General features: G+C 35.3%; 35 protein-coding genes and 1 pseudogene. All 36 read left to right on the top strand.

The features are described from left to right. Positions 1–7 precede the first annotated feature (7 nt). A pseudogene (locus tag N4T77_RS20260) lies at positions 8–421 on the top strand (DUF3102 domain-containing protein); the annotation flags it as partial. A gap of 657 nt (positions 422–1,078) precedes the next feature. Next, on the top strand, positions 1,079–1,372 hold the full coding sequence (locus N4T77_RS02790; RefSeq protein WP_261670213.1) for a hypothetical protein: 294 nt from the start codon (positions 1,079–1,081) through the stop codon (positions 1,370–1,372). 24 nt (positions 1,373–1,396) lie between these two features. Next, positions 1,397–1,672, top strand: coding sequence for a DUF3850 domain-containing protein (locus N4T77_RS02785; RefSeq protein ID WP_261670212.1), 276 nt, complete (start codon positions 1,397–1,399; stop codon positions 1,670–1,672). Positions 1,673–1,740: 68 nt separating this feature from the next. Then, positions 1,741–1,965: a hypothetical protein gene (locus N4T77_RS02780; protein WP_261670211.1), complete on the top strand. Its 225-nt coding sequence runs from the start codon at positions 1,741–1,743 to the stop codon at positions 1,963–1,965. Positions 1,966–2,020: 55 nt separating this feature from the next. Continuing rightward, positions 2,021–2,947, top strand: coding sequence for a DHH family phosphoesterase (locus N4T77_RS02775; RefSeq protein WP_261670210.1), 927 nt, complete (start codon positions 2,021–2,023; stop codon positions 2,945–2,947). Between the two features lie 35 nt (positions 2,948–2,982). After that, a complete protein-coding gene (locus tag N4T77_RS02770; RefSeq protein ID WP_261670209.1) occupies positions 2,983–3,474 on the top strand; it encodes a hypothetical protein in 492 nt (163 codons plus the stop codon). 46 nt (positions 3,475–3,520) lie between these two features. Further along, positions 3,521–3,775, top strand: coding sequence for a hypothetical protein (locus N4T77_RS02765; RefSeq protein ID WP_261670208.1), 255 nt, complete (start codon positions 3,521–3,523; stop codon positions 3,773–3,775). 29 nt (positions 3,776–3,804) lie between these two features. After that, on the top strand, positions 3,805–4,068 hold the full coding sequence (locus N4T77_RS02760; RefSeq protein ID WP_261670207.1) for a hypothetical protein: 264 nt from the start codon (positions 3,805–3,807) through the stop codon (positions 4,066–4,068). A gap of 436 nt (positions 4,069–4,504) precedes the next feature. Beyond that, the gene (locus N4T77_RS02755; RefSeq protein ID WP_261670206.1) at positions 4,505–5,041 is read left to right on the top strand and encodes a hypothetical protein; all 537 of its coding nucleotides are present in this window, start codon (positions 4,505–4,507) and stop codon (positions 5,039–5,041) included. Between the two features lie 189 nt (positions 5,042–5,230). Beyond that, entirely contained in the window at positions 5,231–5,428 is a 198-nt protein-coding gene (locus N4T77_RS02750) for a hypothetical protein (RefSeq protein ID WP_261670205.1), read from the top strand. Positions 5,429–5,441: 13 nt separating this feature from the next. Beyond that, positions 5,442–5,594, top strand: coding sequence for a hypothetical protein (locus N4T77_RS02745; RefSeq protein ID WP_261670204.1), 153 nt, complete (start codon positions 5,442–5,444; stop codon positions 5,592–5,594). 37 nt (positions 5,595–5,631) lie between these two features. Beyond that, a complete protein-coding gene (locus N4T77_RS02740) occupies positions 5,632–6,096 on the top strand; it encodes a hypothetical protein (protein ID WP_261670203.1) in 465 nt (154 codons plus the stop codon). Between the two features lie 280 nt (positions 6,097–6,376). Next, complete coding sequence (locus N4T77_RS02735) at positions 6,377–6,895, top strand: hypothetical protein (RefSeq protein ID WP_261670202.1); 519 nt, start codon at positions 6,377–6,379, stop codon at positions 6,893–6,895. Further along, entirely contained in the window at positions 6,873–8,705 is a 1,833-nt protein-coding gene (locus N4T77_RS02730) for a phage terminase large subunit family protein (protein WP_261670201.1), read from the top strand. The genes N4T77_RS02735 and N4T77_RS02730 overlap by 23 nt, the downstream gene beginning before the upstream one ends. A 12-nt stretch (positions 8,706–8,717) precedes the next feature. Then, positions 8,718–8,936 (top strand): peptidylprolyl isomerase, encoded by a 219-nt coding sequence (locus N4T77_RS02725; protein WP_261670200.1) that lies wholly within the window; start codon positions 8,718–8,720, stop codon positions 8,934–8,936. 5 nt (positions 8,937–8,941) lie between these two features. Beyond that, complete coding sequence (locus N4T77_RS02720) at positions 8,942–10,369, top strand: phage portal protein (protein WP_261670199.1); 1,428 nt, start codon at positions 8,942–8,944, stop codon at positions 10,367–10,369. After that, positions 10,359–10,958, top strand: coding sequence for an HK97 family phage prohead protease (locus N4T77_RS02715; RefSeq protein WP_261670198.1), 600 nt, complete (start codon positions 10,359–10,361; stop codon positions 10,956–10,958). Before N4T77_RS02720 ends, N4T77_RS02715 begins: the two co-directional genes overlap by 11 nt. Positions 10,959–10,971: 13 nt before the next feature. Continuing rightward, complete coding sequence (locus tag N4T77_RS02710) at positions 10,972–12,435, top strand: hypothetical protein (protein ID WP_261670197.1); 1,464 nt, start codon at positions 10,972–10,974, stop codon at positions 12,433–12,435. Between the two features lie 23 nt (positions 12,436–12,458). Further along, the gene (locus N4T77_RS02705) at positions 12,459–12,794 is read left to right on the top strand and encodes a DUF2190 family protein (protein ID WP_261670196.1); all 336 of its coding nucleotides are present in this window, start codon (positions 12,459–12,461) and stop codon (positions 12,792–12,794) included. Between the two features lie 10 nt (positions 12,795–12,804). Next, on the top strand, positions 12,805–13,080 hold the full coding sequence (locus N4T77_RS02700) for a Rho termination factor N-terminal domain-containing protein (protein WP_261670195.1): 276 nt from the start codon (positions 12,805–12,807) through the stop codon (positions 13,078–13,080). Between the two features lies 1 nt (position 13,081). Next, positions 13,082–13,405 carry a hypothetical protein gene (locus tag N4T77_RS02695; RefSeq protein ID WP_261670194.1) on the top strand — a complete coding sequence of 108 codons (324 nt, stop codon included), beginning with the start codon at positions 13,082–13,084 and terminating at the stop codon, positions 13,403–13,405. Between the two features lie 32 nt (positions 13,406–13,437). Then, on the top strand, positions 13,438–13,968 hold the full coding sequence (locus N4T77_RS02690; protein WP_261670193.1) for a phage tail protein: 531 nt from the start codon (positions 13,438–13,440) through the stop codon (positions 13,966–13,968). Then, positions 13,968–14,432, top strand: a complete 465-nt coding sequence (locus N4T77_RS02685; RefSeq protein WP_261670192.1) for a hypothetical protein — start codon at positions 13,968–13,970, stop codon at positions 14,430–14,432. The genes N4T77_RS02690 and N4T77_RS02685 overlap by 1 nt, the downstream gene beginning before the upstream one ends. Beyond that, complete coding sequence (locus tag N4T77_RS02680) at positions 14,422–14,715, top strand: hypothetical protein (protein ID WP_261670191.1); 294 nt, start codon at positions 14,422–14,424, stop codon at positions 14,713–14,715. The genes N4T77_RS02685 and N4T77_RS02680 overlap by 11 nt, the downstream gene beginning before the upstream one ends. Continuing rightward, on the top strand, positions 14,715–16,175 hold the full coding sequence (locus N4T77_RS02675) for a phage tail sheath family protein (protein ID WP_261670190.1): 1,461 nt from the start codon (positions 14,715–14,717) through the stop codon (positions 16,173–16,175). Before N4T77_RS02680 ends, N4T77_RS02675 begins: the two co-directional genes overlap by 1 nt. Before the next feature lie 20 nt (positions 16,176–16,195). Continuing rightward, the gene (locus N4T77_RS02670; RefSeq protein WP_261670189.1) at positions 16,196–16,720 is read left to right on the top strand and encodes a phage major tail tube protein; all 525 of its coding nucleotides are present in this window, start codon (positions 16,196–16,198) and stop codon (positions 16,718–16,720) included. 16 nt (positions 16,721–16,736) lie between these two features. Then, positions 16,737–17,066, top strand: a complete 330-nt coding sequence (locus N4T77_RS02665) for a hypothetical protein (RefSeq protein ID WP_261670188.1) — start codon at positions 16,737–16,739, stop codon at positions 17,064–17,066. Positions 17,067–17,162: 96 nt separating this feature from the next. Then, positions 17,163–19,844, top strand: coding sequence for a phage tail tape measure protein (locus tag N4T77_RS02660; protein ID WP_261670187.1), 2,682 nt, complete (start codon positions 17,163–17,165; stop codon positions 19,842–19,844). Next, positions 19,837–20,055: a phage tail protein gene (locus tag N4T77_RS02655; protein ID WP_261670186.1), complete on the top strand. Its 219-nt coding sequence runs from the start codon at positions 19,837–19,839 to the stop codon at positions 20,053–20,055. Before N4T77_RS02660 ends, N4T77_RS02655 begins: the two co-directional genes overlap by 8 nt. Continuing rightward, positions 20,052–21,071: a phage late control D family protein gene (locus N4T77_RS02650; protein ID WP_261670185.1), complete on the top strand. Its 1,020-nt coding sequence runs from the start codon at positions 20,052–20,054 to the stop codon at positions 21,069–21,071. Before N4T77_RS02655 ends, N4T77_RS02650 begins: the two co-directional genes overlap by 4 nt. Next, positions 21,071–21,493, top strand: coding sequence for a phage baseplate assembly protein V (locus N4T77_RS02645; protein ID WP_261670184.1), 423 nt, complete (start codon positions 21,071–21,073; stop codon positions 21,491–21,493). Before N4T77_RS02650 ends, N4T77_RS02645 begins: the two co-directional genes overlap by 1 nt. 27 nt (positions 21,494–21,520) lie before the next feature. Continuing rightward, entirely contained in the window at positions 21,521–21,919 is a 399-nt protein-coding gene (locus N4T77_RS02640) for a phage tail protein (protein ID WP_261670183.1), read from the top strand. A gap of 17 nt (positions 21,920–21,936) precedes the next feature. Further along, positions 21,937–22,245 carry a GPW/gp25 family protein gene (locus N4T77_RS02635; RefSeq protein ID WP_261670182.1) on the top strand — a complete coding sequence of 103 codons (309 nt, stop codon included), beginning with the start codon at positions 21,937–21,939 and terminating at the stop codon, positions 22,243–22,245. Next, a complete protein-coding gene (locus N4T77_RS02630; RefSeq protein WP_261670181.1) occupies positions 22,232–23,350 on the top strand; it encodes a baseplate J/gp47 family protein in 1,119 nt (372 codons plus the stop codon). The genes N4T77_RS02635 and N4T77_RS02630 overlap by 14 nt, the downstream gene beginning before the upstream one ends. Then, positions 23,343–24,008: a phage tail protein I gene (locus N4T77_RS02625; RefSeq protein ID WP_261670180.1), complete on the top strand. Its 666-nt coding sequence runs from the start codon at positions 23,343–23,345 to the stop codon at positions 24,006–24,008. The genes N4T77_RS02630 and N4T77_RS02625 overlap by 8 nt, the downstream gene beginning before the upstream one ends. After that, entirely contained in the window at positions 24,008–25,255 is a 1,248-nt protein-coding gene (locus N4T77_RS02620; RefSeq protein ID WP_261670179.1) for a phage tail protein, read from the top strand. Before N4T77_RS02625 ends, N4T77_RS02620 begins: the two co-directional genes overlap by 1 nt. Positions 25,256–25,272 lie beyond the last annotated feature (17 nt).

Below are 25,272 nucleotides of genomic sequence, written 5' to 3'. Positions count from 1 at the left end.
AGATATTGTGTCTGAAATTATAAAAAGTGGTTTAAATCCAATAACAAGAACTCCAGATTTAATAGCAGCGGAGATTAATAACATAAAAGAGCAGACTAGAAAGATGGTCCTCTATAACAGTATAGAGATTGGAAGACGTTTAGTAGAAGCGAAGGAAATTGTAGGGCATGGAGAGTGGGGGAAGTGGTTAAAGGAGTCTGTTGATTACTCTCAAAGAACTGCTAACAACCTTATGAGGATATTTAATGAATATGGCTCAGAGCAAATTACACTTCTTGGAGACAATTCAAAGTCGCAAGCGTTTGCCACTTTAAGCTATTCCCAGGCTATAGCTTTGCTGGAGATACCAGAAAAGGAGCGGGAGGAATTTGTAAAAGAAAATAATGTTGAAGATATGTCCACTAGGGAGCTTCAAAAAGTGATAAAAGAAAAGCAGGAGTTGGAAGATAAGTTAAAAGCTGCTGAGAAAAAAGCAGAACTAGAGCATAAAGCATGGGAAACTGTTTCGGAAAGCTATAATAAGCTGGAAAAATCCAATGAAAAGTACTCCAAGAATGTAGAAAAGCTAAGAAAAGAATTAGAGGAACTTAAAGATAAAAATAAAGATGAACTAACCAATAGAGAGGTTGAAATTGAAAACCTTAGAACCCATATTAATGAAATAAATGAGCAGTTAGCTAAGGCTCAAGCTTCCGGAAATAATGAGGGTGTTGAAAAGCTTCAAGCAAGCCTTTATGAAGCTGAGTACAAGCTATTAGATGCAAGTGATAAAATACAGCAATTGGAGAAACAGCTTAAAGAGAAGCCTATAGAAGTGGTAACTTCTCCAGAGATTATTGAAAAGATTCCTGAAGAAGTTGAAAAAGAACTTCAAGAGCTTAGAGAAAAAGTGGCCAGTAATAGCCAGCCAGTTGTTAAGTTTTCGGTATACTTTAATGAATTGGTTGAGAACTTTAAATCACTACTCGGTACCTTGTCAGAAATAGAAGAAGATGAAGTTAAAGAGAAATATAAAAAAGCGGTTACTGGTGTTATTGAAAAAATGGCTGAGAAGCTTTAAAAAGGACAAGGTGATAGTATGGAAGACTATAATCAAGATGCTCAGAACTATATAAATCTAGTTAATGAGTTTAATACACTTCAGGATACAGAGTACGCAAGGGCATATAAGTTACATAAAAATGCCCTTGCCCAATATGAAAGATGGAGCAATATCTTAATAGAGGTACGTGAACTAGAGCAGGCTACAAAAACTAAACAGACAACATTAAAGGGGAGAATAGAGCATATTATGAGAGTTTTAAATAATATTTATACAAGTTCTAGAATGGTTTGGAATAAGGGAGAAATAGAGTTTAAAACGAAAGGTTGAATTTAAAAGTAAGGGGAGATAGGTATGGGTAAAAGTTTGGTATGCGGAGAAAATGTACATTATTTAAAAACCTGGACTCAATTCTTTCAAGATGTTAGGAGCGGAATTAAGCAGTTTGAAGTTAGAAAAAACGATAGGAATTATCGAGTAGGTGACACTTTGATACTCGAGGAATTTGACCCGATTAAGCAAATAAAAACAGGAGCATGGATACCTAAGCGGATAGTATACAAGCTTGATGATGAGCAGTTTGTAAAGGAAGGTTATGTAATTTTAGGGATGGAAGATATTAAAGTTTGATGTGTAAAGCTCTGAGAATTTCCTCAGAAACTCAGAGCTTATAAAAAATATAGTGGAGGTTAAGGAGCATGAGTAGGGGGAAAAGAAAGCAATTATCAAGGTTAGTACTTGAAGCTAATGACATTATAGATGAACTGTATCAAGAAAATAAGGAACTTAAAAATAGGGTAATGGAACTGGAAGCAAGCTGCGAAAATCTCGTTGAAATTGAAAAGAATTTGGATAGGAAGGTAGCGGAGCCTGAAAAGAGTAAATTAGGAATAAAGCAAAGATTAATAAGTTTTTTTAGTTAGCTGCAGACTCTGAATATTATACGACCTAAATAAAAGATTAAATGGAGGATTGAAAATGAATATAAAATTATTTACTCATAACGATTTAGATGGTGTCGGATGTGCTGTATTAGCTTTATTAGCATTCAATAAGGTTGATGTTGAATATTGTGGCTACAATGATATAAATGATAAAGTTAAGGATTTTATAGAAAATAAAGAGTATAGCAATTATAACCATGTTTATATAACTGATATATCAATAAATCAAGAATTAGCTGAACTAATAGAGAATACTCATCCTGATAACTTCAAAGAAGGATTTAATCTATGCGAGAGTTTTACTCTTATAGACCATCATCCTACAGCTATGGAACTTGATAAATATTGGTGGTGTAATGTAATTACGAAAAATGAATTAGGTAAAACATCAGGAACAAGTTTATTTTATAATGTTCTACAACAAGATGATTCTGTTAATTATAAAGGTTTAAAAGAGTTTGTAGAGCTAGTAAGACAATATGACACTTGGGAATGGAAAACTATTTATAACAATGAAATGTCAGGTCAACTAAGTAATCTTTTGGGGTTATATGGTAAAGAAAAATTTGTGAATAAGATAATTAAAAAACTTGAAACAAAAAACAAGTTTGAATTTGATGAAACTGATTTGCTATTACTGGAGCTTGATAAAGATAAAAAACAAGTTTATTTTGAAAAGAAATCCAAAGAACTGTTAAAACAAGACTTGCAGAATTATAAGGTTGGTATTGTATTTGCAGACCAATATATATCTGAACTAGGAAATTACCTAGCAGAAAAGTTTGTAGAGTTAGATTTTATAGTGCTAATTGGTGATAAAACAATAAGCTATAGAGGTATTAAAGATATAGATTTAGGAGTATTTGCAAAACAATTTGGAGGCGGTGGGCATCCAAAATCAGCAGGAAGTCAAATAGATAAAAATAAACAATTGAATTATGTTAAAAGCTTATTTAGTTAGGTCGCAATTCATTTAAAATGTAAGGGGGAATTAGCATGGCTATAAACATGATGTGTATGAACAGTGAGTGTAAACATTATTGGGAAGATAATTGTATGAAAAACATAAATGAAGAAAGAATTGAGATTGATGAAAGTGGGAAGTGCGAAACATTTGAAAAAGGGATAAGTGACCTTTATAATCCTAGTGGCTTGAGAGTGTATTTTGATGGTGATAGTGAATGGTATGCAAGTGCTTGGGACTTAGAAAAGACTAGACAATGGGTTATTAAAGAATTTTATTTAGATGATGATTTGGAGTTAGAAGAATGTGACATAGATAAAGATGTTATGTGGTATCAAACAAATAATCCAGAAGATATTGCAGAGTTAGGTGATTATGATGAAATCTGCAGAGGTGGCATAGGTGACTTAAGACGTGGAATTGAAGATAAAAGCATAGTGGAAAGGTTAATGTCTTTCAGGGAAGTAATCAAATTACAGGGAGCTATAGAGGAGCCATATATTATAGCTACCACTAATTATTAAATCAAAGTGAGGTTTTGCAACTATTAATCGAAGGAAGTGATTAAAGATGGATGATATAAAGAAGGTTCCACCAGCTAGTTATCCACCTCCTAAAAGACCTCCTATGCAGGTGAAACAATGTGAACATAAATTTGTCTATATGGGAACTTCAAGGCAGCATGGCGAAGATGCTTGGATAGGAGTAAGGCCAGGTAAGGAGTGGAAAAGAGTAGATAAATTTTTCTGTGAAAAATGTCTTGAATTCAAAGAAATTACTAAAACTGCAATGTGTTATGAAGATAAACCAGAGTGGTTTGATTAATTACAAGTATTTTGAGGAGGTAAATTAGAATGAAATTTTATGAGTTTAATGATTTTGATTACTATGCTCTTATAGGTGCTGAATCCGAGGAAGATGCAGTTAAATATTATAGAGAGACGGTTGCAGATGTTGAGGAAGATGATGGACCCCCAAGTCAGATAACAAAAGAAGATGCTAGAGCAAAACTTCTTGGTGGTTGTAGAGAAGATGAAATAGAAGCTCTTAAAGAATTTGATATATATACAAGTCGCCAAGAACCTTATTTAGTATTAATTGACGGGAGCTTATTTTAATCATACAGCAACTATAGTTAGTCTGTATGAATGAGGATTTTATGAAAATTATTTATTCAGTATGTAGTAAATTTGGAGAGTATTGGGATAAAGGCTATAGCAAGTTTATATGATGTGCAAATATAGATTATTGAAAATAATGGAAAAGTTTTTAAAAAATTAGAAGAAAAAAATATATACTTTTCAACATATACAAATGATCTTTGGAAATTGAATAATACAGTGTTAAGAAGTTAAAGGGTTTTACTTTTGTTATAAAAATAACCATATGAGACTATGTAGATATGTTATAGTTAATATTAGTTAAGTTAAAATAGTAATTAATTGAGTATATTTATTCTTATTAGCTTCCTTATCCAAATTATGCTATTATAGTAATATATTCGTATTTGGAAAGGGGATTAGTGAAGTGAAATTAAAACTATTATTTATTGTCTTGACTATTGGGCTATTATTGACTGGCTGTTCTAGTGCGAAAGAAGCTCCGAAAGAGGAAGCACAAAAAACTGGGACCGTTAAATCTGAAACTACAGCACCAAAAACTGAGGCGAATAAATCTGAAACTGCAGCATCGGAAACCGAGGTATCTGAGACAGAGAGAAATACCGTTAAAACTGATGCTTTTTCATATGCCAATAAGGTTGATATTACTGATGCTAGAGGTATAACTAATCATGTAACAGCCACAGTTTTTATGAGTGATGAGCTAACCCAAGGATTAGCAACTCAACACGTTTTAAACCAATCCTATGAATTTTTACAGCAGGCTGACCTTAAAGGCGTAGATACTGTCACTATTGGAGTTATGAAGGGAGATATAAGGGTATTTCAATACAAAGTAACCATGAAAGATTTTGTTCCGAATGATTCTGATAAAATGTCTGATGTGGTCCTTAAATCTTCTAAGGTAGAAAAAATGGCCCCACAAGTTGAAAAGCATGCAAAGATAATGGGATGGGCTATAAAAAAATAAATTCCAATACATAATCCATAAAAAATTATTAGACTTGCCGAGGTCACTACGATATCTTCTTATTTAAGGTAACAACTGAAAAGACGAATGATTTATTAAAACACTGTATTATTCAAAGTTGAATTTTACAGTGTTTTTGCGTCATGTTTTTAAGAAAAGCTTGAAATAAACGAAGGTGGAGGATAATAAATGAATAAGGAAACACTAAAAGAGCTAGAACAGGGTAAAGATTTGAGAACAAGGGGAATAGAGGCATTAGCTTTTGCACTTGATATTGACTATGAAGAGGCAGAGGAATTGATAGATGAAATGAACAGACAGTTAGAAAATCCTAGTTTGGTACAAATTGAATATGAGAAAACTATGCAAGCTGAATTTAGTTATTAGAGGGGATAATTTTATGACAAATAAAGAAAGATTTATGGAATACGCTAATAGAAGACTTAAAGAAAAAGAGTATAAGCGAAGAAAGTTTTTAGTTGACTTAGCGGATATACAAAATAGAGGTATTGAAAAGTGTTCAAGAGGACGGTGGAGACGTGGACAACCATAATAAACTTTCTAAAAAACAAATTGGGGTGAGTTAACAAATGAAGGATTATATACGAGATTATGCTACAGCAGCATTTAGATTCTATGGTGAGAATGGTATGTCAGCGGAAAAATATAGACAAAAAATATATATCGAGGCATTAGATGAAATAAAGAAAAAGGAAACTAAGGTTAGAAGCGGAATATCTAAACCTACAGAAGAAGTCCTTATTAAGGCGGAGAAAGCAGTAAATGAAAGAATATCTGAAGTTTTAGATATGGAGGCAGTGGACAAAGTTCTTGCGGAACTAGAGGCAAGACATAAAAAATATATAATAAAAGCAATAGAGATTGTATACTTTAAAGATTGTGATAAAGAGCTTGGTGCAGGGGATATAAAAAACAGAGTCATTAAAGCAAGTGATGAAATACATGCTGACGAAAGATCTATATACAGATGGTTAAAGCAAGCAAGAGAATTGTTTGCATATCAAAGAGGATTAAGAATAAAAAAGATTTCTTAAAAAGTTGTCAGTAATGAGGGTATATAAATTGATATAATGATACTATGTAAGATTAATAAGCTGTTGCGTGGCAACAGCAAAGCACTTGGTTAACTCCAGGTGCTTATTTTATTTGCACAAGTAATAATAGTAAGTATACCACTATGGTATTAAGGCAAAGTTATTAAGTCATGGGTCCTTCTAAGGGGGTACGGGAGGTGCGGGGCTAGCGAGCCCCGAAATCTTGCTCCATAAAAACAAAAAATTTTACTTCGGAACTTCGGAATTGGGGGGTGAGTTTATGGATGGAATTAAGCAGGCCGATAACAAAATAGTTGTATCAACTAAAGTTCTTTGCGAAATATTAGATGTTAGTGATAGAACGCTTACTGACTGGAAAAGACAAGGGTTAACACAACATAGCCGAGGTTGGTGGGATTTAAAACATGTGTTGAAGTGGCGTGGTGAAATATACAATGCTGATTCCGAAGTTAGTAAATCCGTAAACCTTCAACAGAAGAAGTTAGAAGCAGAGGTTGCATTTAAAGAAGCACAGTCTGAGTTGACTAGGCTGAAAACAGATATTGCAAACGGGAAGTATATCCAAAAGGAAGTAGTTGAAGCAGAGTTGGCTAGGTTTTTTATTGTTTTTAAAAAATCAGCTATGTCGCTTTCGAGAAAACTATCTGCGGAAGTTGGCCCTTATGTAGAACCAATTGAGGCAAGGCGTATTGAAAAAAGCCTAACAGAAATTATTAATGATGCACTCTATCAAATGAGTGTGGACGGTGTTTATAGTGCCAAGAAGAAAGCAAAGTAATTTACCAGATTACATTAAGAATCCATTAAGACAATTAAGGCCACCTGAGGACTTAGCAGTTAGTGAATGGTCTGAAAAGTATCGTATTTTAGATAATAAATCCTCTGCTATACCTGGTAAATGGAAGAATTCTGTTACCCCCTATTTAGTTGATATAATGAATGAGTTTAACAATGCAGAAACAGAAGAAATTATATTTGTTAAACCAACACAGGTAGGAGGAACAGAAGCACTCCAAAATATGGTTGGGTATATAGTTATGCAAGATCCTTCACCAACAATGATTGTTTATCCGTCTGATAAGCTTGCAGAAAGTATATCCGAAAATCGATTGCAGCCAATGCTAATGAATTCAAGAGAATTAAGAACAAAATTCAAACCATTTCAGTCCAGTAAATTAGAATTACAATTTGAAGGATTGTATTTAACCTTAAGTGGTGCTAATTCACCATCCTCTTTAGCTAGTAAACCTGTTAGGTTTTTACTTTTAGATGAAGTTGACAAGTATCCAGGAGCAAGTAAAAAAGAAGCAGATCCAATTAAATTGGCTAAAGAGCGTACAAAGACCTTTTCAAATAACAGAAAGATATTCATGACATCTACACCAACTCTTAAAACAGGACATATTTGGAAAGCTAAAGAAAGTGCTGATATTGAAAAGCATTATAAAGTTCCTTGCCCGCATTGTGGGGAATATATTGAACTTAAGCTTGAACAAATTAAATGGCCAAAAAAAGAGGGAATGAGTTATGCAGAAAGGGCTGAATTAGCTACTTATGTTTGCCAAGAATGTGGTTGTATAATTACAGACCAACATAAACCACAGATGTTGCGTTATGGTAGGTGGGAAGTATTTAAGCAAAGGACACAATATCCTAGAAAAGTAGCTTACTGGATGAATACTTTATATTCTCCCTTTGTAAGATTTGGAGAGATTGCAAAAGAATTCCTAACTACTAAAGATGACCCAGAAGAATTTCAAAACTTCGTTAACTCATGGCTTGCCGAACCGTGGGAAGATACAAAATTAAAAACAAATGCAGACATGGTACTAGAAAGGCAGACTAGTTATAAACAATTTGAGGTGCCAGATTGGGCAGTTATGCTTACTGGGGGAGTTGATGTTCAGGAGTCTAGCTTATATTGGACCATTCGTGCATGGGGGCCGTATCTTACAAGTCAAAATATTGCTCATGGCCAAGCGTTAAGCTTTAATGAAATTGAAATGGCTATGAATTCAGAATACAAAAAAAGAAATGGTGAAGCCTTTATGGTTAACCTTTGTGCAGTTGACTCAGGAGACCAGACAGATGCAGTTTATGATTTCTGTGCTAAAAATAGTGAATGGGCAATTCCTGCTAAAGGTACTGCTAGCGGATATTCACACTTTAAGATAAGCACAATTAATAAAGCTACATCCAAAGCTCATGGCATGCGACTGCTATTAGTAGACGGCGGAAAGTATAAAGATATGATAGCTTCAAGGATGAGAAAACCAAATGGTAATGGCTCTTGGATGGTTTATGAAGGGTGTGACCGAGAGTATGCAGAACAGGTAACAGCGGAGCATAAGGTTAATGTTAAAACTAGTGGTGGTCGAATTAATCAAGTGTGGGTACCAAAAACAAGTCATGCGGATAACCACTATTTAGATACTGAGGTTTATGCATTGGCTGCTGCTGATATTCTGAATGTCCGAAGTATTCATTTAATGCAAGAAGAGGAACAACAACAGGAAGAACCTCAAAATGTAAATACACAATCCATGGACTTTAACGATTCATGGTTAAAAAATAATAAATGGTTATAGGAGGTGTGAATTATGTTATCTTTAGAAGAACAGTTAAAACAGATTAATGAGGCTATAACTGCTATTGAAATTGGTGGTCAAGAGTATCAGATTGGGTCAAGAAGGTTGAAAAGAGCGGACTTATCTTTGCTCTATGCAAGACAAAAAGAGTTGCAGGCTCAAATGAACTATGAAAATAGTCAGGATAACTTACTAGGTAATACATATGTAGGTGTTTTTGACAGGAGGTGATAGGAGTGAGCTGGCTAGATAAAGCAGTAGCATTTATATCTCCAAGTGCAGCATATAGGCGTGAGGCTTGGAGAAAAGCATATCAGGAATTACGTAGTTATGATGCTGGTACTGAAGACCGTTTAAATGCAGGATGGCGTGCGGTAAATGCATCTGCTGAGCAAACGGATAGTGCCTATCGTGATACAATCCGTGCCAGAGCACGTGATTTAGAAAGAAACTCAGATATGAGTGAAAGTATCATTGGAGCTTTTGAGAGAAATGTGGTTGGAACCGGATTTAAACTTCAAGCGAAAACAGATGATGAAAATCTTAATTCGGAAATTGAGAAGCTGTGGAGAGAATGGTGTAAGCCGAGAAATTGCGATGTTACCTATCAGCAAAGCTTCAATGAAATGTGTCGAATGGCATTAAGAAGGAAAAAGGTTGATGGTGGCATTTTTTTTATTAAAAGATATACTCAAGGGGGTGTCGTACCCTTTACTTTACAGGTTAGGGAAGTTGATGACCTAGATACAATGCAAATAAGTAGAAATAATATCAGGGTTTTAAATGGTATTGAATACAATGAATTTAATCGACCAATTGCATACTACTTTAAAAAATATGATGTCAATGGCTTCTATTTGGGAAAAAGTGAACGAATTGAAGCAAATGACGTCATTTTTTTATGGCTTAAAAAGAGACCTTCCCAAGTCCGTGAAATGTCAGAAATGTCTCCAACTATAACAAGAATTAAAGATGTTAACTCTTATATGGAGGCTGTTAGTGTAAAAGAGAGAGTTTCTGCTTGCTTATCCGTTTTTATCAAACGTATGAATCCTGACACTGGCGGAATTGGAAGGACAGGAGGAAAGCAGAATACTAATCAATATAAAGGAAAAACGTTAAGCCCAGGAATGATTATGGAGCTTAGTCCTGGGGAGGATGTATCTGTTGTTCAGCCTCCGGCACAAGGAGCTAGTGCAGCTGACTTTGTAAGATTGCAGCAAAGATTGACGGGCAGTGGCCAAGGGATTTCTTATGAATCCGTTTCAAGGGATATGTCACAAGTTAACTACAGTAGTGCACGACAGGGTTTGCTGGAAGATGAAAAAACCTACCAAATTGAACAGCAATATCTTATTGATCATTTTCTTACAGAGGTCTATGAAACTTTTTTAATATCTGCCGTTTTAAGTGGAGCCATTGCAATTAAGGATTTTTGGGGTAAGAAAAAAGAATATATGATGCATGAGTGGACTCCGCCAGGGCAAAAATGGATTGACCCTCTAAAAGAGGCTAATGCAAATAGAATTGCATTAGAAACAAATCAAACTACCCTTGCAGAACTTTCAGCTACCTATGGCCATGATTGGAAAGAAATCGTAGACCAAAGAGCGAGAGAAATTCAATATATGAAGGAGAAGGGGGTGATAAAAGATGAGCAATAGTAAGGAGAATAACTCTCAATTTAGCCAGCGATATTCAAGAATTAATTTTAGGGAAGTTGAGGAAGGTTCACGGCAAGTTGAATTAAGCTTCTCAAGTGAAGAACCCTATGATAGATGGTTTGGGCCAGAAATTTTAAGCCATCAAGATGGAGCCTGCGATTTATCAAGACTAAGTGAAATTGGATGTCTTCTTTTTAATCATTCCAGAGACAAGGTTATTGGAAGAATCGATAAAGCTTGGATTGAAGATAACAGGGGAAAAGCATTAGTTACCTTTGATGAAGATGATGAAAGTGAAAAGATTTATCAGAAGGTAAGAAGTGGTACGTTAAAAGGTGTTAGTGTTGGCTATCGAGTTGATAGCTGGGAAGAAGTTACTGCTGGGAAAGTATCAGCTAATGGAAAATTTACAGGGCCATGTAGTATTGCACTTAAATGGCTTCCAGTAGAAATATCTATTGTTTCTGTTCCTGCCGATGCAACAGTAGGGGTAGGTAGGGAAATGAATGAATTTCAAAAAACTCTTTTAAAGTCTGCACCATTGGAACTTTATTATAAGCAAATTCAATTAAATAAAAACTATTTATAGGAGGGAATTATAAATGACTTTAGAACAAATGTTAGCAAGACAGCAGGAAATCTTAGATAAGGCTAAAGCAAATCACCGTGATTTAACTACAGAGGAGCAAAGAGAGTTTGATGGCTTACAGAGCAACATTGATTCATTGAGGGCAATGGGTAATAATACAAATATAGCGGCTGCTGGAATAATTCAGGTTCCGGACAATGAAGAAATAGCTAGACAAGCAAGAGAAGCTGAAAGACAGCGTACTATGGATATTACAGATCTTTGCAGAAGCTTTGAGTTAGAGCCACAGGAGTATATTAAAGCAGGAAATACAGTGGATGAAGTGCGTGCATTCATACTTCAAAAGCAATTAAAAACGAAGAAGCCGTCAAGCGTAGGAGTTATTCAAGATGAGGGAGATAAGTTCCGTGCTGCTGCAGTGGATGGACTTGCACTCCGTGTTGGATTAAATGTTGAAAAACCAGCTGATGGTGCAAAGGAACTTCGAGGTTTATCTTTAAAAGAATTAGCAAAAGAAACACTAAGACTTGAGGGTGTGCAAAATGCTTATCGTTTAAATGAAGATGAGATGTTACGTCAGTACTTAAATCCAACTAGCTTATTTACTGGCATTATGGACCAAACTGCACGCTCTGTTTTTGAAAAAGCTTATACTGAGGCTGAAACAACTTATCAACTGTGGACCAGAAGAGGAACGTTAAAAGATTTTAGACCAACTAAGACTTATCAAACTGGAACAGCCGGTGAACTTTTATTAGTTTCTCAAAATGGTGAATTAAAACATGATTCCATTAATGCTGAAGAAGGACCAGTTCGTCAATTACTTACTTTTGGTCGTCAATTCAGTATGACTCGTGAAGCATTTATAAATGATGATGTAGACTTTATATCAACTATCCCAGCACTTTATGCACAATCTGCAAGACTAGGAATTAATAGATTAGTATATCAAACACTTGCTAAGAATCCAGCAATTTGGGACGGAAAACAGCTATTCTCAGCTGACCATGGAAATATATCATCTATAGGATCCAATCCAAGTGTAGATGCGTTATCTGACATGAGAATGAAGATGAGAAATCAGAAGGCTGCAGGTGGTCAAGTGAAATTAAATATTCCTGCTAAATTTATGCTGGTTCCGACTGCCTTAGAAACAAAGTCAGGACAATTAATAGGTGCATCTATCGACCCTGCTCAAACAAATCCTAATATACCTAACCCGTTCTACAATAGCTTTAAAATTATTAGCGATGCTGAACTAGATGATGCAACAGCTAATGGAGCAAAGGAATGGTATATGACTGCTGACCAACTAAGAAGTCCTATTCAAGTTGACTACTTAAATGGATTGGATATGCCGACAATTGTTATGAAACAGCCACCTGCTGGTCAACTAGGATATCTATGGGATATTTATATAGACTATGGTGTTACTATCGTAGATTATAAAACAGTCGTTAAAAATAATGGGCAATAATTTTAGAAAGGTGGAGTTTAAATATGTTAAATAACCCTCAAGCAAGTTATGTTCAACGTGGAGAAGCTATTGATTATACAAATACAGGGGTGACTAATATTAAAGCTAATGATGTAGTAAGGTTAGCTACTAGAATAGGTGTGGCTGGGTGTGATGTACCTGTAGGGGCTAAAGGAAGTATTCATGTGGTTGGGGTATATGATCTTCCTGCATTGAATACTGAAGTTTTTGCTGTCGGACAAGCAGCGTACTGGAATGGTACTGCCATAACAGTAACGGCTGGGACTAATACCCCTGCTGGGTGGGTAGTCGAAGCTAAAGCTACAGCTGGAACAGTAGCAAGAATAAAAATAGGCTAAGGTGAATGGTATGGTTATTTTAAAAGCTTTAAACCCAGTATTTTTAAGTGGAAGGATTATTCAGGAAGGGGATAAGTTTTCTTGTCCCCCTGACTTCGCGAAGAAGTTAATAGAAAATCAGTGTGCTGTTAGTTTAACCGCCCAAGATAACGGACAACATAGGGAATTAGAGTCTATGACTAAAGCAGAATTATTAAAATTAGTGGAAGAAAGAGACATTGAAGGTATTGATGATTCTAATAAAAAGGCAGAGATTATTGATGCTATTTTGAAAGCGGTGAATTGAGATGAATTTTAAGGAACAGCTAAAAAAGGATTTAGATATTTTTATAAATGTCAATGAATTTGCAGACCTTCATATCCTTGATGGGCTGCAAATACCTGTTATTATTGATTCAGATGCCTTTGAAAAGTTTTCTAGTACTGAAAAAGTGGAAAACGCAATGCAGGGGGTATTTCAATCAACTTTAACTATATATGTAAAGTCTACCGATTGTGAAAAGCCAAACTTAGGCTATCGGCTTCAACTTGATGGTGAATACTACCATGTAATAGATGTCTTTGAAGCAGATGGTTTGATAAAAATTAATCTAATGTCAAATGAAGGTTAGGTGATTATGTGATTGATCTAACTATTCCTCAAATGGAAAAACTACAAAAGAAACTAGAAGAAGTACCTAAGAAGGTTCCAATTGTTACAGCAAGGGCTATAAATCGTTCAGCAAGCACGGCAAAAACACAGGCAGGGCGGTTGATAAGAGAAACGTATATTGTTAAGCAAAGGGATGTTACCAGCACTATTAAGATTAAAAATGCAAGTTCAGAAAACCTATCAGCTGAAATCAAATCTACAGGTAGTGTACTTGAACTTATGAAGTTTAAGGTTAGAGCAAATAAGTCATTACCTGCTCATGGGAGATATGCAGTTGTCAGTGTTAAGAAAGGATCTAGTAAGATGATTAATGGTTCGTTTGTAACAAGCATGGGTAATAGTCATACTAACGTATTTACAAGAGTTTCGAAGAAACGGCTTCCCATTCGGGGACATTATGGTCCGTCTGTTCCTCAAATGCTTGGGAATGAGAATGTTATTAGTAAAATAGAAGAAAAAGCAGCAGAAGTATTAGAAACTCGATTAGAGCATGAGGTTAGTCGAGTGTTAGGAGGTAGCTAATGACCCCTATTGAATTAGTTGATGAATTGGTTGGCTTTATAAAACAAGCAGTAAAAGAATATGATTTATCTACAAAAGCTAACGGTATCACTAAAGCACCTGAAGTTTATTCTGGCTACTTACCATCTAAAGGAAAGGGAGAAGATTCATCTGAGTTTCCTTACGTTATTGTTAGGTATATTTCTGAAGAAGACAATGAAGATGATACTGTTAGTATTCGGATAATAATTGGTGCATACAATGAAGATGAGCAAAATGGATGGAGGGATCCGTTAAATATTGCAACTAGGTTAAAAGTAGCCTTTAGAAGGACACAAATTATAGGTTCTTTTTCACTAAAGGATAAAATTGAAATAGAACTTTTTGAAGAACAACCTTTTCCTTATTGGTTTGCAATTATGGATTTAAATTTCTATATTCAAAAAGTACAAATGGATTGGAGTGAACATAATTTTGATTTCTAAAACAAAGAAAACTACCACTAATGAAACAGTTTCTGAAAAAAAGGAAACTGTTTTTATTTATGTTGGACCAACAAATAAATACATTTCAAGATATACCACTTATAGGAATGGATATCCACTACACTTAAAAGAGCAGTTAAAGGAGTTTCCTATTCTAAAAAATTTATTTATACAACTTAGTAAGCTTTCAGAATTTGAGAGGAATGTGAATGAAAAGGGTACTGCTGAAAGCATTTGGTTTGAGGAAGTAAAGAAATATTTTAATAAAGAGGTGAGTAAGTAATGACTGATTATAAACATGGGGTTTATGCAAGTGAAGTAGTTACTTCGATTGCTTCTGCTGCACAAGCAACCGCAGGTCTTCAAGTAGTAGTAGGTACAGCACCAATTAATTTAGCGGAAACAAGGGAGTATGTGAGCAAACCGTTACTTGCATATAAATACAGTGAAGCTGTGAAAGCGTTAGGATATTCGGATGATTGGGAAAGCTATACTCTTTGCGAAGCTATGAATACTGCTTTTATGTTGTATGGGGTAGGACCAGTAGTATTTATTAATGTACTAGATCCATCTAAACATATTACAGAAGTTAGTTCCAGTTCTGTGCCTATTCTAAATCATAGGTCAGTAATTACAGATAGGGGAGTATTACTAGATACATTAAAAGTAAAAATTGCAACTTCTGATGGACAAGAATTGATTAAGAATACAGATTATACAGCAACATTTGATGGGGATGGAAATGTGATAATTACGGCAATTACAGGTGGTTCTATTCCTCTTGAACAAGGTACTCTATCTGTTTCTTATACAAAAATTGATCCATCGAAAGTAACAGATAATGACATAATTGGAGGAGTAGATGCTAATACAGGTGCTTCAACAGGATTAGAATTAATTAACTCTATTTTTCCTAAATTCGGTTTAGTACCTGGAACAATTATTGCACCTAAATATTCAAAAAAACCTACTATTGAAGCTGTCATGAAAGCAAAGGCAAGTAGTGTGAATACTTATTTTAAAGCATGTACTGCTGTAGATATTGATACATTAGAGGCAAATACTTATACAAAAGTTTCAGGATGGAAAAATGAAGGGAATTATATCTCTGAAAATGAATTTGTTTGTTGGCCAAAGTTGGCTTTTAATAATAAAATATATAATTTCTCAACACATTTGGCTAGTCTTATGAATCTTGTAGATTCAAAAAATGATGATACTCCACATAAGAGTCCATCAAATGAGCCTTTAAAAATTGATAAAGCAATTACAAAAGATGGGACAGAAGTTAACCTTGGCCCTGATCAGGCAGCATATTTAAATGGGGAAGGTATCGTCACAGCACTAAATTTTATGGGAAATTGGAGAGCTTGGGGAAACAGAACTGGGGCATATCCATCCAATAAAAATACAAAAGATGCTTTTATTCCTGTTCGACGTATGCATAACTGGGTACAAAATACGATTATTCTAAGAACATGGCAAAAGGTGGACAACTTAATTAATAAGATGCTAATTAGTAGCGTGGTAGATGAGATTAATATTTGGCTAAATGGGTTAACATCAGCTGGTGCACTTATTGGTGGAAGAGTAGAATTTTTAAAGGAAGAAAATCCAACTACTGATTTACTAGATGGAATTGTTCGTTACCATGTATATTTAGCAGAACCTACACCAGCCCGTGAAATTGATTTTATTGTAGAATTTGATGCTACTTATTATAATCAAATGTTTTCAGAATAGTAAATAGGAGGTAAAAGAATATGGGTAAATTAATTCCTGAAAAGCTGAATGATTTCAGAATATATGTAAATGGATCTCCTGAACTAAAAGGAGTTGCAGACTTGGAACTACCTTCTTTAGAAGCCATGACAGAAACTGTTTCTGGTAGTGGAATTGCTGGCGAATACGAATCCCCTAACATAGGACACTTTCAAAGTATGCAACTTACTATAAACTGGACTGTTATCACAGAAGATTTATTGGAGTTTTTAAAGCCACAAATGGCGATAATTGACTGTCGTTTAGCTAACCAAGAGTATAATCTAACAAAAGGTAAGCATGAATTTAAAGCTAATAGAGTTGTAGTTAGAGGTATTCCAACTAATAATGAACTAGGTAAAGCGGAGAAAGGATCTCCTTATGAAGGGTCAACGGAAGTTGAAGTCTTATACTTAAAAATTGAGCGTGAGGGGAAAACCTTTATTGAACTTGATAAAGTTAACTACATCTATATTGTTAACGGCGTTGATTATATGGCAGATTTAAGAAAAGCATTAGGAATGTAATTGGAGGGAAAGTAATATGAAAATAGCTTTAAACAAATCATTAAATTTAGATGGAAAAGAAATTGATGAAATTGAATTAAAACTTGAGGATTTAACAGGCGAAGATATTTTAAAGGTAGATACTGAATTGCGTGTAAATGGAAGTGCTTATGGATTTAACAATGTATATGATCAAAAGGTATTGCTTTCAGTAGCTTCAAAAGCATCTGGTATTATTGTGGATGATTTAAAGAAGTTATCTGCACCAGACTTTTTAGAAGTTACCTTTTCAGTAAGAAATTTTTTAATGGGATTGTCGGGACAGAAGGAGGAATCCAAGAGTTCCGAAGAATCCTCATCAAATTAGCAATAGGCACCTATACAAGCATTGAATACTGGCAATCTAAAACAATCAGAGAACTAAAAGGTTGGATGGATGCCTTAGTGGGAGAGGAGGACAAAGATGGCTAGAAAAACTTTTGAGATGAGCTTTCAGATTGGAGGAAAACTAGCTAGTTCTTTCTCCAGTACTTTTTCTACAGCAAATAGTCGGCTAACATCACTGAAAAATGAAGCAAGGCAAACTCAGCGAGCACTAGATGCTTTGAACAATGATTTCAGAAAAGGTAAAATAACACAAGATCAGCTTAGTGAATCTACACAGAGGCTAACAAAGGAGTTATCACGACTAGAATCAACACAAAAGAGAATTAAGGGATTTAAATCGGCATTAAGCAACGGATTAGATACAGCAAAAAATGTAGCAAGTACAGCTGCATTTGCTACAGCCGTCACAGCAACAGGCGTAGCTATGAGTTCCTTAGATAAGGCTGCTAGTTTTCAGCAGCAAATCACCAAGGTAGGTGTAATTGCAAGTGCTTCTGGGGAAGAGATGAAAAAACTTAGTAATACAGCACTTGAACTTGGGGCTAGTTCTTCTCTTTCTGCAACTGAAGTAGCAACTGCTATGCAGGAGTTAGCTTCTAAAGGTATGGATACAAATAAAATTATTGGTGCTATGCCTGGAATTCTAGCTGCTGCTGAAGCATCTGGTGAAGATTTGTCAATGACATCATCTGTTGTTACATCAGCATTAAATGCTTTTGAATTAAAGGCAACAGAGGCAAGTCATGTAGCTGATGTTATGGCTATGAGTGCTAACAAAACTGCGGCTGGTGTAGAGGACTTAGGATATTCCTTTAAATATGCTGCTCCTGTGGCTAATACACTTGGATTAAGTCTAGAGGAATTAGCTTCAGCAACAGGCGTAATGGTTGATAAAGGATTAAGTGGAGAGCAAGCTGGAACGTCCTTGCGTATGGCTCTTATTCGATTATCTAATCCTCCAAAAGAAGCACGGAAAGCTTTAGATAAGTTAAATCTTTCAGTTACTGACTCACAGGGTAAGTTTAAGAATCTCGCAGAACTATCAGATAACTGGAATAAGGCAACTAAGAACTTATCTGATACACAAAAGGTACAATATGCTTCAACTGTATTTGGAACTGAAGCTGCTACTGGTATGCTTAATCTTTTCTCTGCAGGTCCTGAAAAAATAAATGAGTTGACTAAATCATTAAAAAACTCAACAGGTGCTGCAGAAAAGGCAGCTAAGGCTATGAAGGATAATTACGCTGGTTCATTAGAGGAGTTAAAAGGAAGTGTAGAAACTGCACAAATCAAATTTGCTACACCCATTCTTCCAGTTTTCCAAGACTTATTTAATGGAATAAGCTCTGGTATTGACAAAAGCTCGGGAGGAATTGAGCAAGCTGGAGAACGTTTAGCAAGTACTTTAAAAGATGTTTTCAAGCCATTCACCTCAGAGGACGCTAAGTTTTCCAACATGGATTTTGGTGATAAAGTTGTTTATATGTTAGATGAAGCATCTGCAAAAACAGAAGAGTGGCTTAGTGGACCTGGTGGTGAGAGTATGAATAAAATCTTTGCTAAGCTTGGAGAAATTGCGGCAAAAGCATGGTATAACGCATTTACTGGTGCTCTAAAAACTTCTATGAGTAATTTGGCAGAAGGAAATGTTTTTTCTGCTTTAGGAAGCGGTGCAGTTGCATGGATGCTTGGAGGTGGAGTACTAGCTAAAGGTGCATTGGGTGCAGGAAAAGGGATTTATAATAAAGCAAAAGGTGCTAAGGCTACTGCCAGTGGAGTAACTCCAAAGTCTGTTCCAGCTCCAGTGCCTTCAACTTCTTCAAAAGGTAAAATTATACCATTCCCTACTAAGCAAGTCGCTCAATCCGTTACTAACACTAGTGTACTTAAACCTGTTTTAGGCAAGGTTGGGAATGTATTAGGCAAAGCGGCTTTACCAGCAACCATTGCTATGGAAGCATATAATGTCTACCGGTCAAATGATAAAGCAAAATCCACAGTACAAGCCGGAACAGGGCTTGCAGGAAGTCTTGGGGGAGCAAAGATAGGTGCAGCAATTGGTACAGCTATTGCTCCAGGAATAGGAACGGCAATTGGTGGTTTTATTGGTGGTCTAGGTGGCTATGTAGCAGGAAAATGGGTAGGTGGGAAAGCAGTTGATACTACAAGGCAATCAACTGCAACTCAAACAAATACTCAAACGAGTGCAACCGCATCACCAACTAATGCTATTGTAGCTCAATCAACAGCTGAGTTAAAATCAGCTGTTACGACTACAGTTACTAGTGTCAAGAGCTTAGAAACTTATGCTGTGCAAGCTAATACCCAACTTTCTATAAACTTGACAAGTATCAATGCGGCATTAACTCTAAATACAACCAATTTACAAACACTGGCTCTTTCTTCAGGGCAGGCTGCAACTTCTCTGACGATTGGATTTATGGCAATGCAAACTGCAACTAGCTTAAGTGCACAAAATTTTCAAAACATGGCAAACAGCACAGGGCAAATCAATATCTGGATGTCTGGTTCTTTTATGGGTATTAGATTTAGTGCCGATGCCTTAAAAAGTAATTTAGGCACACTTGCTAGCACAGCTAATCAAGCTGGTGGATGGCTTCAATCTCTTAGTGGGATATCAACTGCTGGGAAAAGAGTAGAAACTGCTTTAAACAATTTAGCTACTCGAATTAATAATATGCAGGTACCATCATCTGTAGGAAGCAGTGATAAGAGGGTGAGTTACAATGGCTAAATATATAACAATTCAAGGTGATACATGGGATAAAATAGCACACGACACATTAGGGAACGAGTATTTGTTCCCTCTTTTAATAGAAGCAAACAAACAATATAGAAAGATAGTTATCTTTCCTGGAGGAATCACTTTAACAATTCCAGAGGGCATAGATACTGCTGAATATACAGAACGGCCAAAATGGTTAGGGGAGGTTGATGAAGTATGACCAATAGTAGACGTACACAACTAGATATTAGTTATAATGGAACAAGCATTATGGAGCATTTAACTGGACATACAAAAAGTTGGACATATACAGATAATTTAAGCGGGCAGATAGATGACCTTCAACTTGTACTAGAAGATATTGAAACCGTATGGCTAAATAGTTGGTTTCCAAAGAAAGGATCTACAATTACGGCTGCTATTGAAAAACAGAACTGGTCAAAAACTAATATCAAGACGAAAATTGGAAGTTTTGAAATAGATGAAATAGAGGGTTCTGGACCTCCTACAGAAATAACAATAAAGGCTTTATCTGTTCCTGAAAGTAATAGTATTCGTGGAGAAGATAAGTCTAAGGCTTGGGAAAAGGCAACATTAAAAGTTGTTGCAGGTGATATAGCTAAAGCAAATGGATTAAAGCTTTACTATGAAACAGATGATAATCCCCAAAAAGATCGTTATGAGCAAGATAACGAAACTGATTTATCTTTTCTATATAAAATATGTAGTGATGAAGGATTGTGCTTGAAGCTTTCAAATAACTCAATTGTTATATTAGATGAAGCAGACTATGAGAGTAGAGATTCAGTTGCCACTATTTACAGAAATAATAGCGGAGATAGTTCAATTCAGGTAATTAATTGGTCTGCGAAAACAACATTAACTGAAACATATAAAGCCTGCAGAGTTGAAAATGTAGACTCTAATAAGAAAAAAACTATTAAAGCTACATTTACTCCTCCAAAATCACCACAGGTAGGAAGAACTCTTGTAGTTAAAGAAGATGTCAAATCCACTGCTGAAGCACAAAAATTAGCAAAGAAAAAACTGAGGGAAGCTAACAAAAATGCAACTACTTTAACATTGAATGTAATTAGTGAAAAACACTTGGATGCAGGAATGACTATAAATTTAAAAGAGTTTGGTTGGTTTGATGGTAAGTATATCATATCTCAAGTGATACACTCTCAGGATTCTGTTTCACTTCAAATTAGAAGATGTCTGGAGGGTTACTAATGATTAAAGTTGGAATTGTAAAAACAGTAAATGAGGAAAAATGTACTGGACGAGTTCTTTTCCCCGATACAGGGCAACTATCTGCTGAATTACAAATTGGATATAGAGGAACATGTAAAAGTAAAGATTATTGGATTCCTGAAATTGAAGAACAAGTTATTTGCGGATTTACTGAACAAAAGGTTGGTTATATTTTGGCATCAGTTTATTCTGATGAAGATGTTCCACCTGTTAGTAATAAACGTAAGCGGCATATGACTTTTGTCGATGGTACAGTGATTGAATATGATACTAGTACAAGCACGCTTACAATAGATGCAACTGGACCTATAAATATAAAAGGAAACATTAATGTTCAGGGTGATGTAATAGCAGATGGAATTTCATTGAAAAACCATACGCATAGAGAACAGATTCTGTAACATCTTAATCGATTGGAAGTGATTAATTTGGCCAAGATAGGTAGTTTTGGTGAGATTGTTTTTGAGGTGTCTGAAAAAATAACGCAGACATTCTCTAATTTAAAAAGAAGTGGATCAGTACGTTGGGCTGAGCATGAAGTTAACCAAAAGAAACCGATAAGTGAGTTTATTGGAGCGGAACTTGAGGAAATCTCATTCGATATTTTGCTAAAAGCAGAATTAGGGGTAAACCCTTCAAAGCAATTAGAAAAACTTAGGGAAATTCGTGATACAGGTAAAGTTGACTATTTTATTATAGGTGGTAAACCTGTATCACAAAACTATTGGTATATACAGCAGATGAGTGAGGCCTATAATGTAATAGACAGTAACGGTAATATTTTGTCAGCAGAGGTTAATGTCACTCTTAAAGAATATCGTCTATAGGAAAGGAAGGTGTATGTATGCAATATGAAGTAACTAATCTTAGTAAAATTGATTTTGGAGCAACTAGAACAAAAGAGGTGTTGCAAAATGTATCATTTATCCTTTCAACCTTTGTCTATAGTTGTCCAATGGATAGAAACTTTGGGTGGATACCAGATTTAGATTCTCCAATTATTGCAGCACAAGCTATTAATTCGGCTAGGATTATGAAAGCTATAAATGATAACGAGCCTAGAGCTATTGTGGAAGAAATAAGGTTTGAGGGAAACAGAAAAGATGGACAATTGAAGACGATTGTGAGGGTGAGCGTAGATGAATCGATTTAATTTACCAGATATTAATTTTTTAGAAAAAGACCCAGAAAAAATTGAAAATGATATGTTATCATACGTTGAAACTCAAACAGGGATAACTCTTTCAAATGCTGATCCTCGCAGAAAGTTTATTCAAGGACTTGTCTTGTATGTGACCCAAGAGCGAAACAATCTTAATTATGCCTTAAAGCAAAATTTATTAGCTTATGCAGAAGATGATTTTCTGGACCATAAAGGAGAGGATGTCTCAACTCCGAGGCTAGGAGCATCTGCTGCAGTAACAACAATGAAATTTATAATTGAAGAGAACCGAGTAGATGTGTTGACTATTCCAAAGGGAACGCGTTTTTTAGTTGGTGATAACACTTACTTTGCAACAGATGAAACACTAACTGTTCCTGCTGGCGAAAATACTATACAGATTGCTGCTACCTGTACAGAAGCGGGAATAACTGGTAATGGATATTTACCAGGGGAAATTACAAACTTAGTAGATCCTCTTCCTTGGGTTAAAGAAGTTAAAAATATAACTACTTCAAATGGTGGTGTTGATATTGAAGATGATAATCCTTATGCTGAACGTATAAGAATTGCCCCAGAAAGTTTTTCTGTTGCAGGGCCAGAAGGTGCTTATGAGTATTGGGCAAAAACAGCAAGCCAAGACATTATTGATGTAAAAGTAGATAGTCCAAGTGAGGGTACTGTAGATATACGTATTCTTTTGCAAGATGGCAAGTTGCCTTCAGAGGAAATGATTGATAAGGTACTTGAAATTTGCTCAGATAAAAAGATTCGTCCACTAACAGATCATGTGACTGTAAATATTCCAGAGGTTGTTAATTACAATGTAGACGTTCAATACTGGATATCTAAATCCAAATCGTCTGTTTTAACTTCTATTCAACAAAAGATACAACAAGCTTTTCAAGATTATTTAATCTGGCAAAAATCAAAGCTTGGTAGAGATGTGGATTTATCTGAGCTAATAGCCAGATTAAAGGAAGCAGGTGCCTATAGGGTTTCTGTAAATTCCACAATGTATATTCAAGTTGAAAAATATCAAGTTGCTCACGAAGATAGTACTGCACTAAGATTTGGAGGATTAGTAGATGAATAGTTTAAATGATTATTTAATCTCTAATATTCTTCCATATAGTTTGAAACAAGACCCATTTGTGATTGCACTAGCTGAAGCTTTCGAAAGGGAAATTAAAGAGGCGTATCGTGAGGCAGAATCTCTCTCAGATTTAACGAATGTGGACAATCTTCCGGAGCAATTACTTGACTTTCTAGCATATGAAAAGCATGTTGACTTTTATAAAGCAGCTCTTTCCTTAGCCGTAAAACGTGAATTAGTAAAAAATTCGACGCATCTTCATAAAGCAAAAGGTACTCCAGCAGCTGTAGAAAGAGCCACCCAAATTGTTTTTGGACGTTCTTGGGTTGAAGAGTGGTCTGATTATGGAGGAAGTCCTTACAGGTTTAAAGTCTATGCTGAAGCAACAAATCAAGGAGCCTCTCCTGAAGATTTAGTCCTTTTAGATCAGCTTATAAATGCTTATAAAAACAAACGTAGTTGGCTTGAATTAGTAAATATATTTTTAACCACTAATGGGAGTATATTTATTGGAAGTTGTATAAGTTCTGGAGAAGAAATAACAGTTTACCCTTGGTCACCTAGAAATATAGAATCTAAAGGCAAGTTAAATGTGGCGTTGAGTGGCACTAAGGGGATAGAGAGTATGACTATATATCCTAGAAAGGAGGCTAATTAATGGCAGAGCAATTTTATACGATATTGACTAAACTAGGTAAATCTAAAATAGCTAATGTAAGTGCATTAGGAATAAAGCTAAACTTAGTAAAATTCCAAGTTGGAGATGGTGGAGGAACTTACTATAATCCAACAGAGGAACAAACTCAATTAAAAAACAAAGTATGGGAAGGAAACATTAATTCAGTAATAGTAGATGAAAACAACCCTAATTGGATAGTAATGGAGACAGTAATTCCAGCCGATCAAGGCGGCTTTATGATACGTGAAGCTGGTATCTTTGATGATGAGGGTAATTTAGTAGTTATAGGCAAATATCCAGAAACATATAAACCTATAGCAAGTGAAGGCAGCTCTAAGGACTTAATCATAAGGATGATTTTAGAGGTAAGTAATACTGCAAGTGTTACTTTAAAAGTAGACCCGACTGTTATACTAGCCACTAAAAAAGATATACAAGTCTTACAAAATCAAATAAGCAATATAAAGGTACCGGTTACGAAGGTAAATGGGAAAACTGGAGATGTAGTACTAAAAGCAGAAGATATAAAGTTAAATGATGGAACTACATTAGAAGATTCAAATAATACGATTAATAGACATTTGGCTGATACTACGTCGGGAGCACACAAAGCAAGTAATATAAGTGCAAATGTAACTGGCATAACTGGTTCAGACGTTCAAACTATTTTAAGTAATCTTTTTCAATATGCCAATAACGGAAAAACAGGTATCGCTAACGTTATTGGCTCTCCTGCATTAAGTAGCGATACTTTTGAAATGTTGAAAAATTGCATTCAAAATAATAAAAACACACTAGCTACAAATTTGACTAATAAAGGGCAGAGTTCAGTTGAAACTGATACTTTAGCTAACTTAGTATCAAAAGTTGCAAATATTAATACAGGAAAAAGGTGGGCTAGTGGTTCGTTTCCTGGACCTAACTATAGTGGTACAATTGTAACAGTAAATAATTTAAGTTTTTCACCAAGTTTTATAATTTTATATCTATTGGATAATAGCTCACCTTATGTAAATGGGAATACAGTTGGATTATATATTAAAGACGTTGGGCTTAATATAGCAATGACCAACTATTCATACAACGGACTTGGTAATACTGGAGGAACAACTTGGAATAGTTTAAAAAATGTAATGAGTATACTATCTAATGGATTTTCTATAAATTTTGCTAATTTCCCAATGGGCACAAGACCTGATGGTTTAAGATGGTATGCTTTTGAATAAAAGAGGAGGGTTAAAAC

This window comes from Clostridium sp. CX1 (assembly GCF_025398335.1).
GTDB lineage: Bacteria > Bacillota > Clostridia > Clostridiales > Clostridiaceae > Clostridium_AM > Clostridium_AM tanneri.
This window is presented reverse-complemented; position numbering and strand designations above follow the sequence as displayed.

Excerpts from the sequence above, each read along its gene's own strand:
- N4T77_RS02695 (WP_261670194.1), top strand. The coding sequence starts at position 13,082 with ATGAATTTTAAGGAACAGCTAAAAAAGGATTTAGATATTTTTATAAAT.
- N4T77_RS02715 (WP_261670198.1), top strand. The coding sequence starts at position 10,359 with ATGAGCAATAGTAAGGAGAATAACTCTCAATTTAGCCAGCGATATTCA.
- N4T77_RS02625 (WP_261670180.1), top strand. The coding sequence starts at position 23,343 with ATGAATAGTTTAAATGATTATTTAATCTCTAATATTCTTCCATATAGT.
- N4T77_RS02635 (WP_261670182.1), top strand. The coding sequence starts at position 21,937 with ATGCAATATGAAGTAACTAATCTTAGTAAAATTGATTTTGGAGCAACT.
- N4T77_RS02780 (WP_261670211.1), top strand. The coding sequence starts at position 1,741 with ATGAGTAGGGGGAAAAGAAAGCAATTATCAAGGTTAGTACTTGAAGCT.
- N4T77_RS02655 (WP_261670186.1), top strand. The coding sequence starts at position 19,837 with ATGGCTAAATATATAACAATTCAAGGTGATACATGGGATAAAATAGCA.
- N4T77_RS02725 (WP_261670200.1), top strand. The coding sequence starts at position 8,718 with ATGTTATCTTTAGAAGAACAGTTAAAACAGATTAATGAGGCTATAACT.
- N4T77_RS02670 (WP_261670189.1), top strand. The coding sequence starts at position 16,196 with ATGGGTAAATTAATTCCTGAAAAGCTGAATGATTTCAGAATATATGTA.
- N4T77_RS02770 (WP_261670209.1), top strand. The coding sequence starts at position 2,983 with ATGGCTATAAACATGATGTGTATGAACAGTGAGTGTAAACATTATTGG.
- N4T77_RS02750 (WP_261670205.1), top strand. The coding sequence starts at position 5,231 with ATGAATAAGGAAACACTAAAAGAGCTAGAACAGGGTAAAGATTTGAGA.
- N4T77_RS02785 (WP_261670212.1), top strand. The coding sequence starts at position 1,397 with ATGGGTAAAAGTTTGGTATGCGGAGAAAATGTACATTATTTAAAAACC.
- N4T77_RS02775 (WP_261670210.1), top strand. The coding sequence starts at position 2,021 with ATGAATATAAAATTATTTACTCATAACGATTTAGATGGTGTCGGATGT.
- N4T77_RS02700 (WP_261670195.1), top strand. The coding sequence starts at position 12,805 with ATGGTTATTTTAAAAGCTTTAAACCCAGTATTTTTAAGTGGAAGGATT.
- N4T77_RS02705 (WP_261670196.1), top strand. The coding sequence starts at position 12,459 with ATGTTAAATAACCCTCAAGCAAGTTATGTTCAACGTGGAGAAGCTATT.
- N4T77_RS02675 (WP_261670190.1), top strand. The coding sequence starts at position 14,715 with ATGACTGATTATAAACATGGGGTTTATGCAAGTGAAGTAGTTACTTCG.
- N4T77_RS02710 (WP_261670197.1), top strand. The coding sequence starts at position 10,972 with ATGACTTTAGAACAAATGTTAGCAAGACAGCAGGAAATCTTAGATAAG.
- N4T77_RS02745 (WP_261670204.1), top strand. The coding sequence starts at position 5,442 with ATGACAAATAAAGAAAGATTTATGGAATACGCTAATAGAAGACTTAAA.
- N4T77_RS02620 (WP_261670179.1), top strand. The coding sequence starts at position 24,008 with ATGGCAGAGCAATTTTATACGATATTGACTAAACTAGGTAAATCTAAA.
- N4T77_RS02735 (WP_261670202.1), top strand. The coding sequence starts at position 6,377 with ATGGATGGAATTAAGCAGGCCGATAACAAAATAGTTGTATCAACTAAA.
- N4T77_RS02685 (WP_261670192.1), top strand. The coding sequence starts at position 13,968 with ATGACCCCTATTGAATTAGTTGATGAATTGGTTGGCTTTATAAAACAA.
- N4T77_RS02630 (WP_261670181.1), top strand. The coding sequence starts at position 22,232 with ATGAATCGATTTAATTTACCAGATATTAATTTTTTAGAAAAAGACCCA.
- N4T77_RS02645 (WP_261670184.1), top strand. The coding sequence starts at position 21,071 with ATGATTAAAGTTGGAATTGTAAAAACAGTAAATGAGGAAAAATGTACT.
- N4T77_RS02740 (WP_261670203.1), top strand. The coding sequence starts at position 5,632 with ATGAAGGATTATATACGAGATTATGCTACAGCAGCATTTAGATTCTAT.
- N4T77_RS02650 (WP_261670185.1), top strand. The coding sequence starts at position 20,052 with ATGACCAATAGTAGACGTACACAACTAGATATTAGTTATAATGGAACA.
- N4T77_RS02690 (WP_261670193.1), top strand. The coding sequence starts at position 13,438 with ATGGAAAAACTACAAAAGAAACTAGAAGAAGTACCTAAGAAGGTTCCA.
- N4T77_RS02660 (WP_261670187.1), top strand. The coding sequence starts at position 17,163 with ATGGCTAGAAAAACTTTTGAGATGAGCTTTCAGATTGGAGGAAAACTA.
- N4T77_RS02765 (WP_261670208.1), top strand. The coding sequence starts at position 3,521 with ATGGATGATATAAAGAAGGTTCCACCAGCTAGTTATCCACCTCCTAAA.
- N4T77_RS02790 (WP_261670213.1), top strand. The coding sequence starts at position 1,079 with ATGGAAGACTATAATCAAGATGCTCAGAACTATATAAATCTAGTTAAT.
- N4T77_RS02665 (WP_261670188.1), top strand. The coding sequence starts at position 16,737 with ATGAAAATAGCTTTAAACAAATCATTAAATTTAGATGGAAAAGAAATT.
- N4T77_RS02760 (WP_261670207.1), top strand. The coding sequence starts at position 3,805 with ATGAAATTTTATGAGTTTAATGATTTTGATTACTATGCTCTTATAGGT.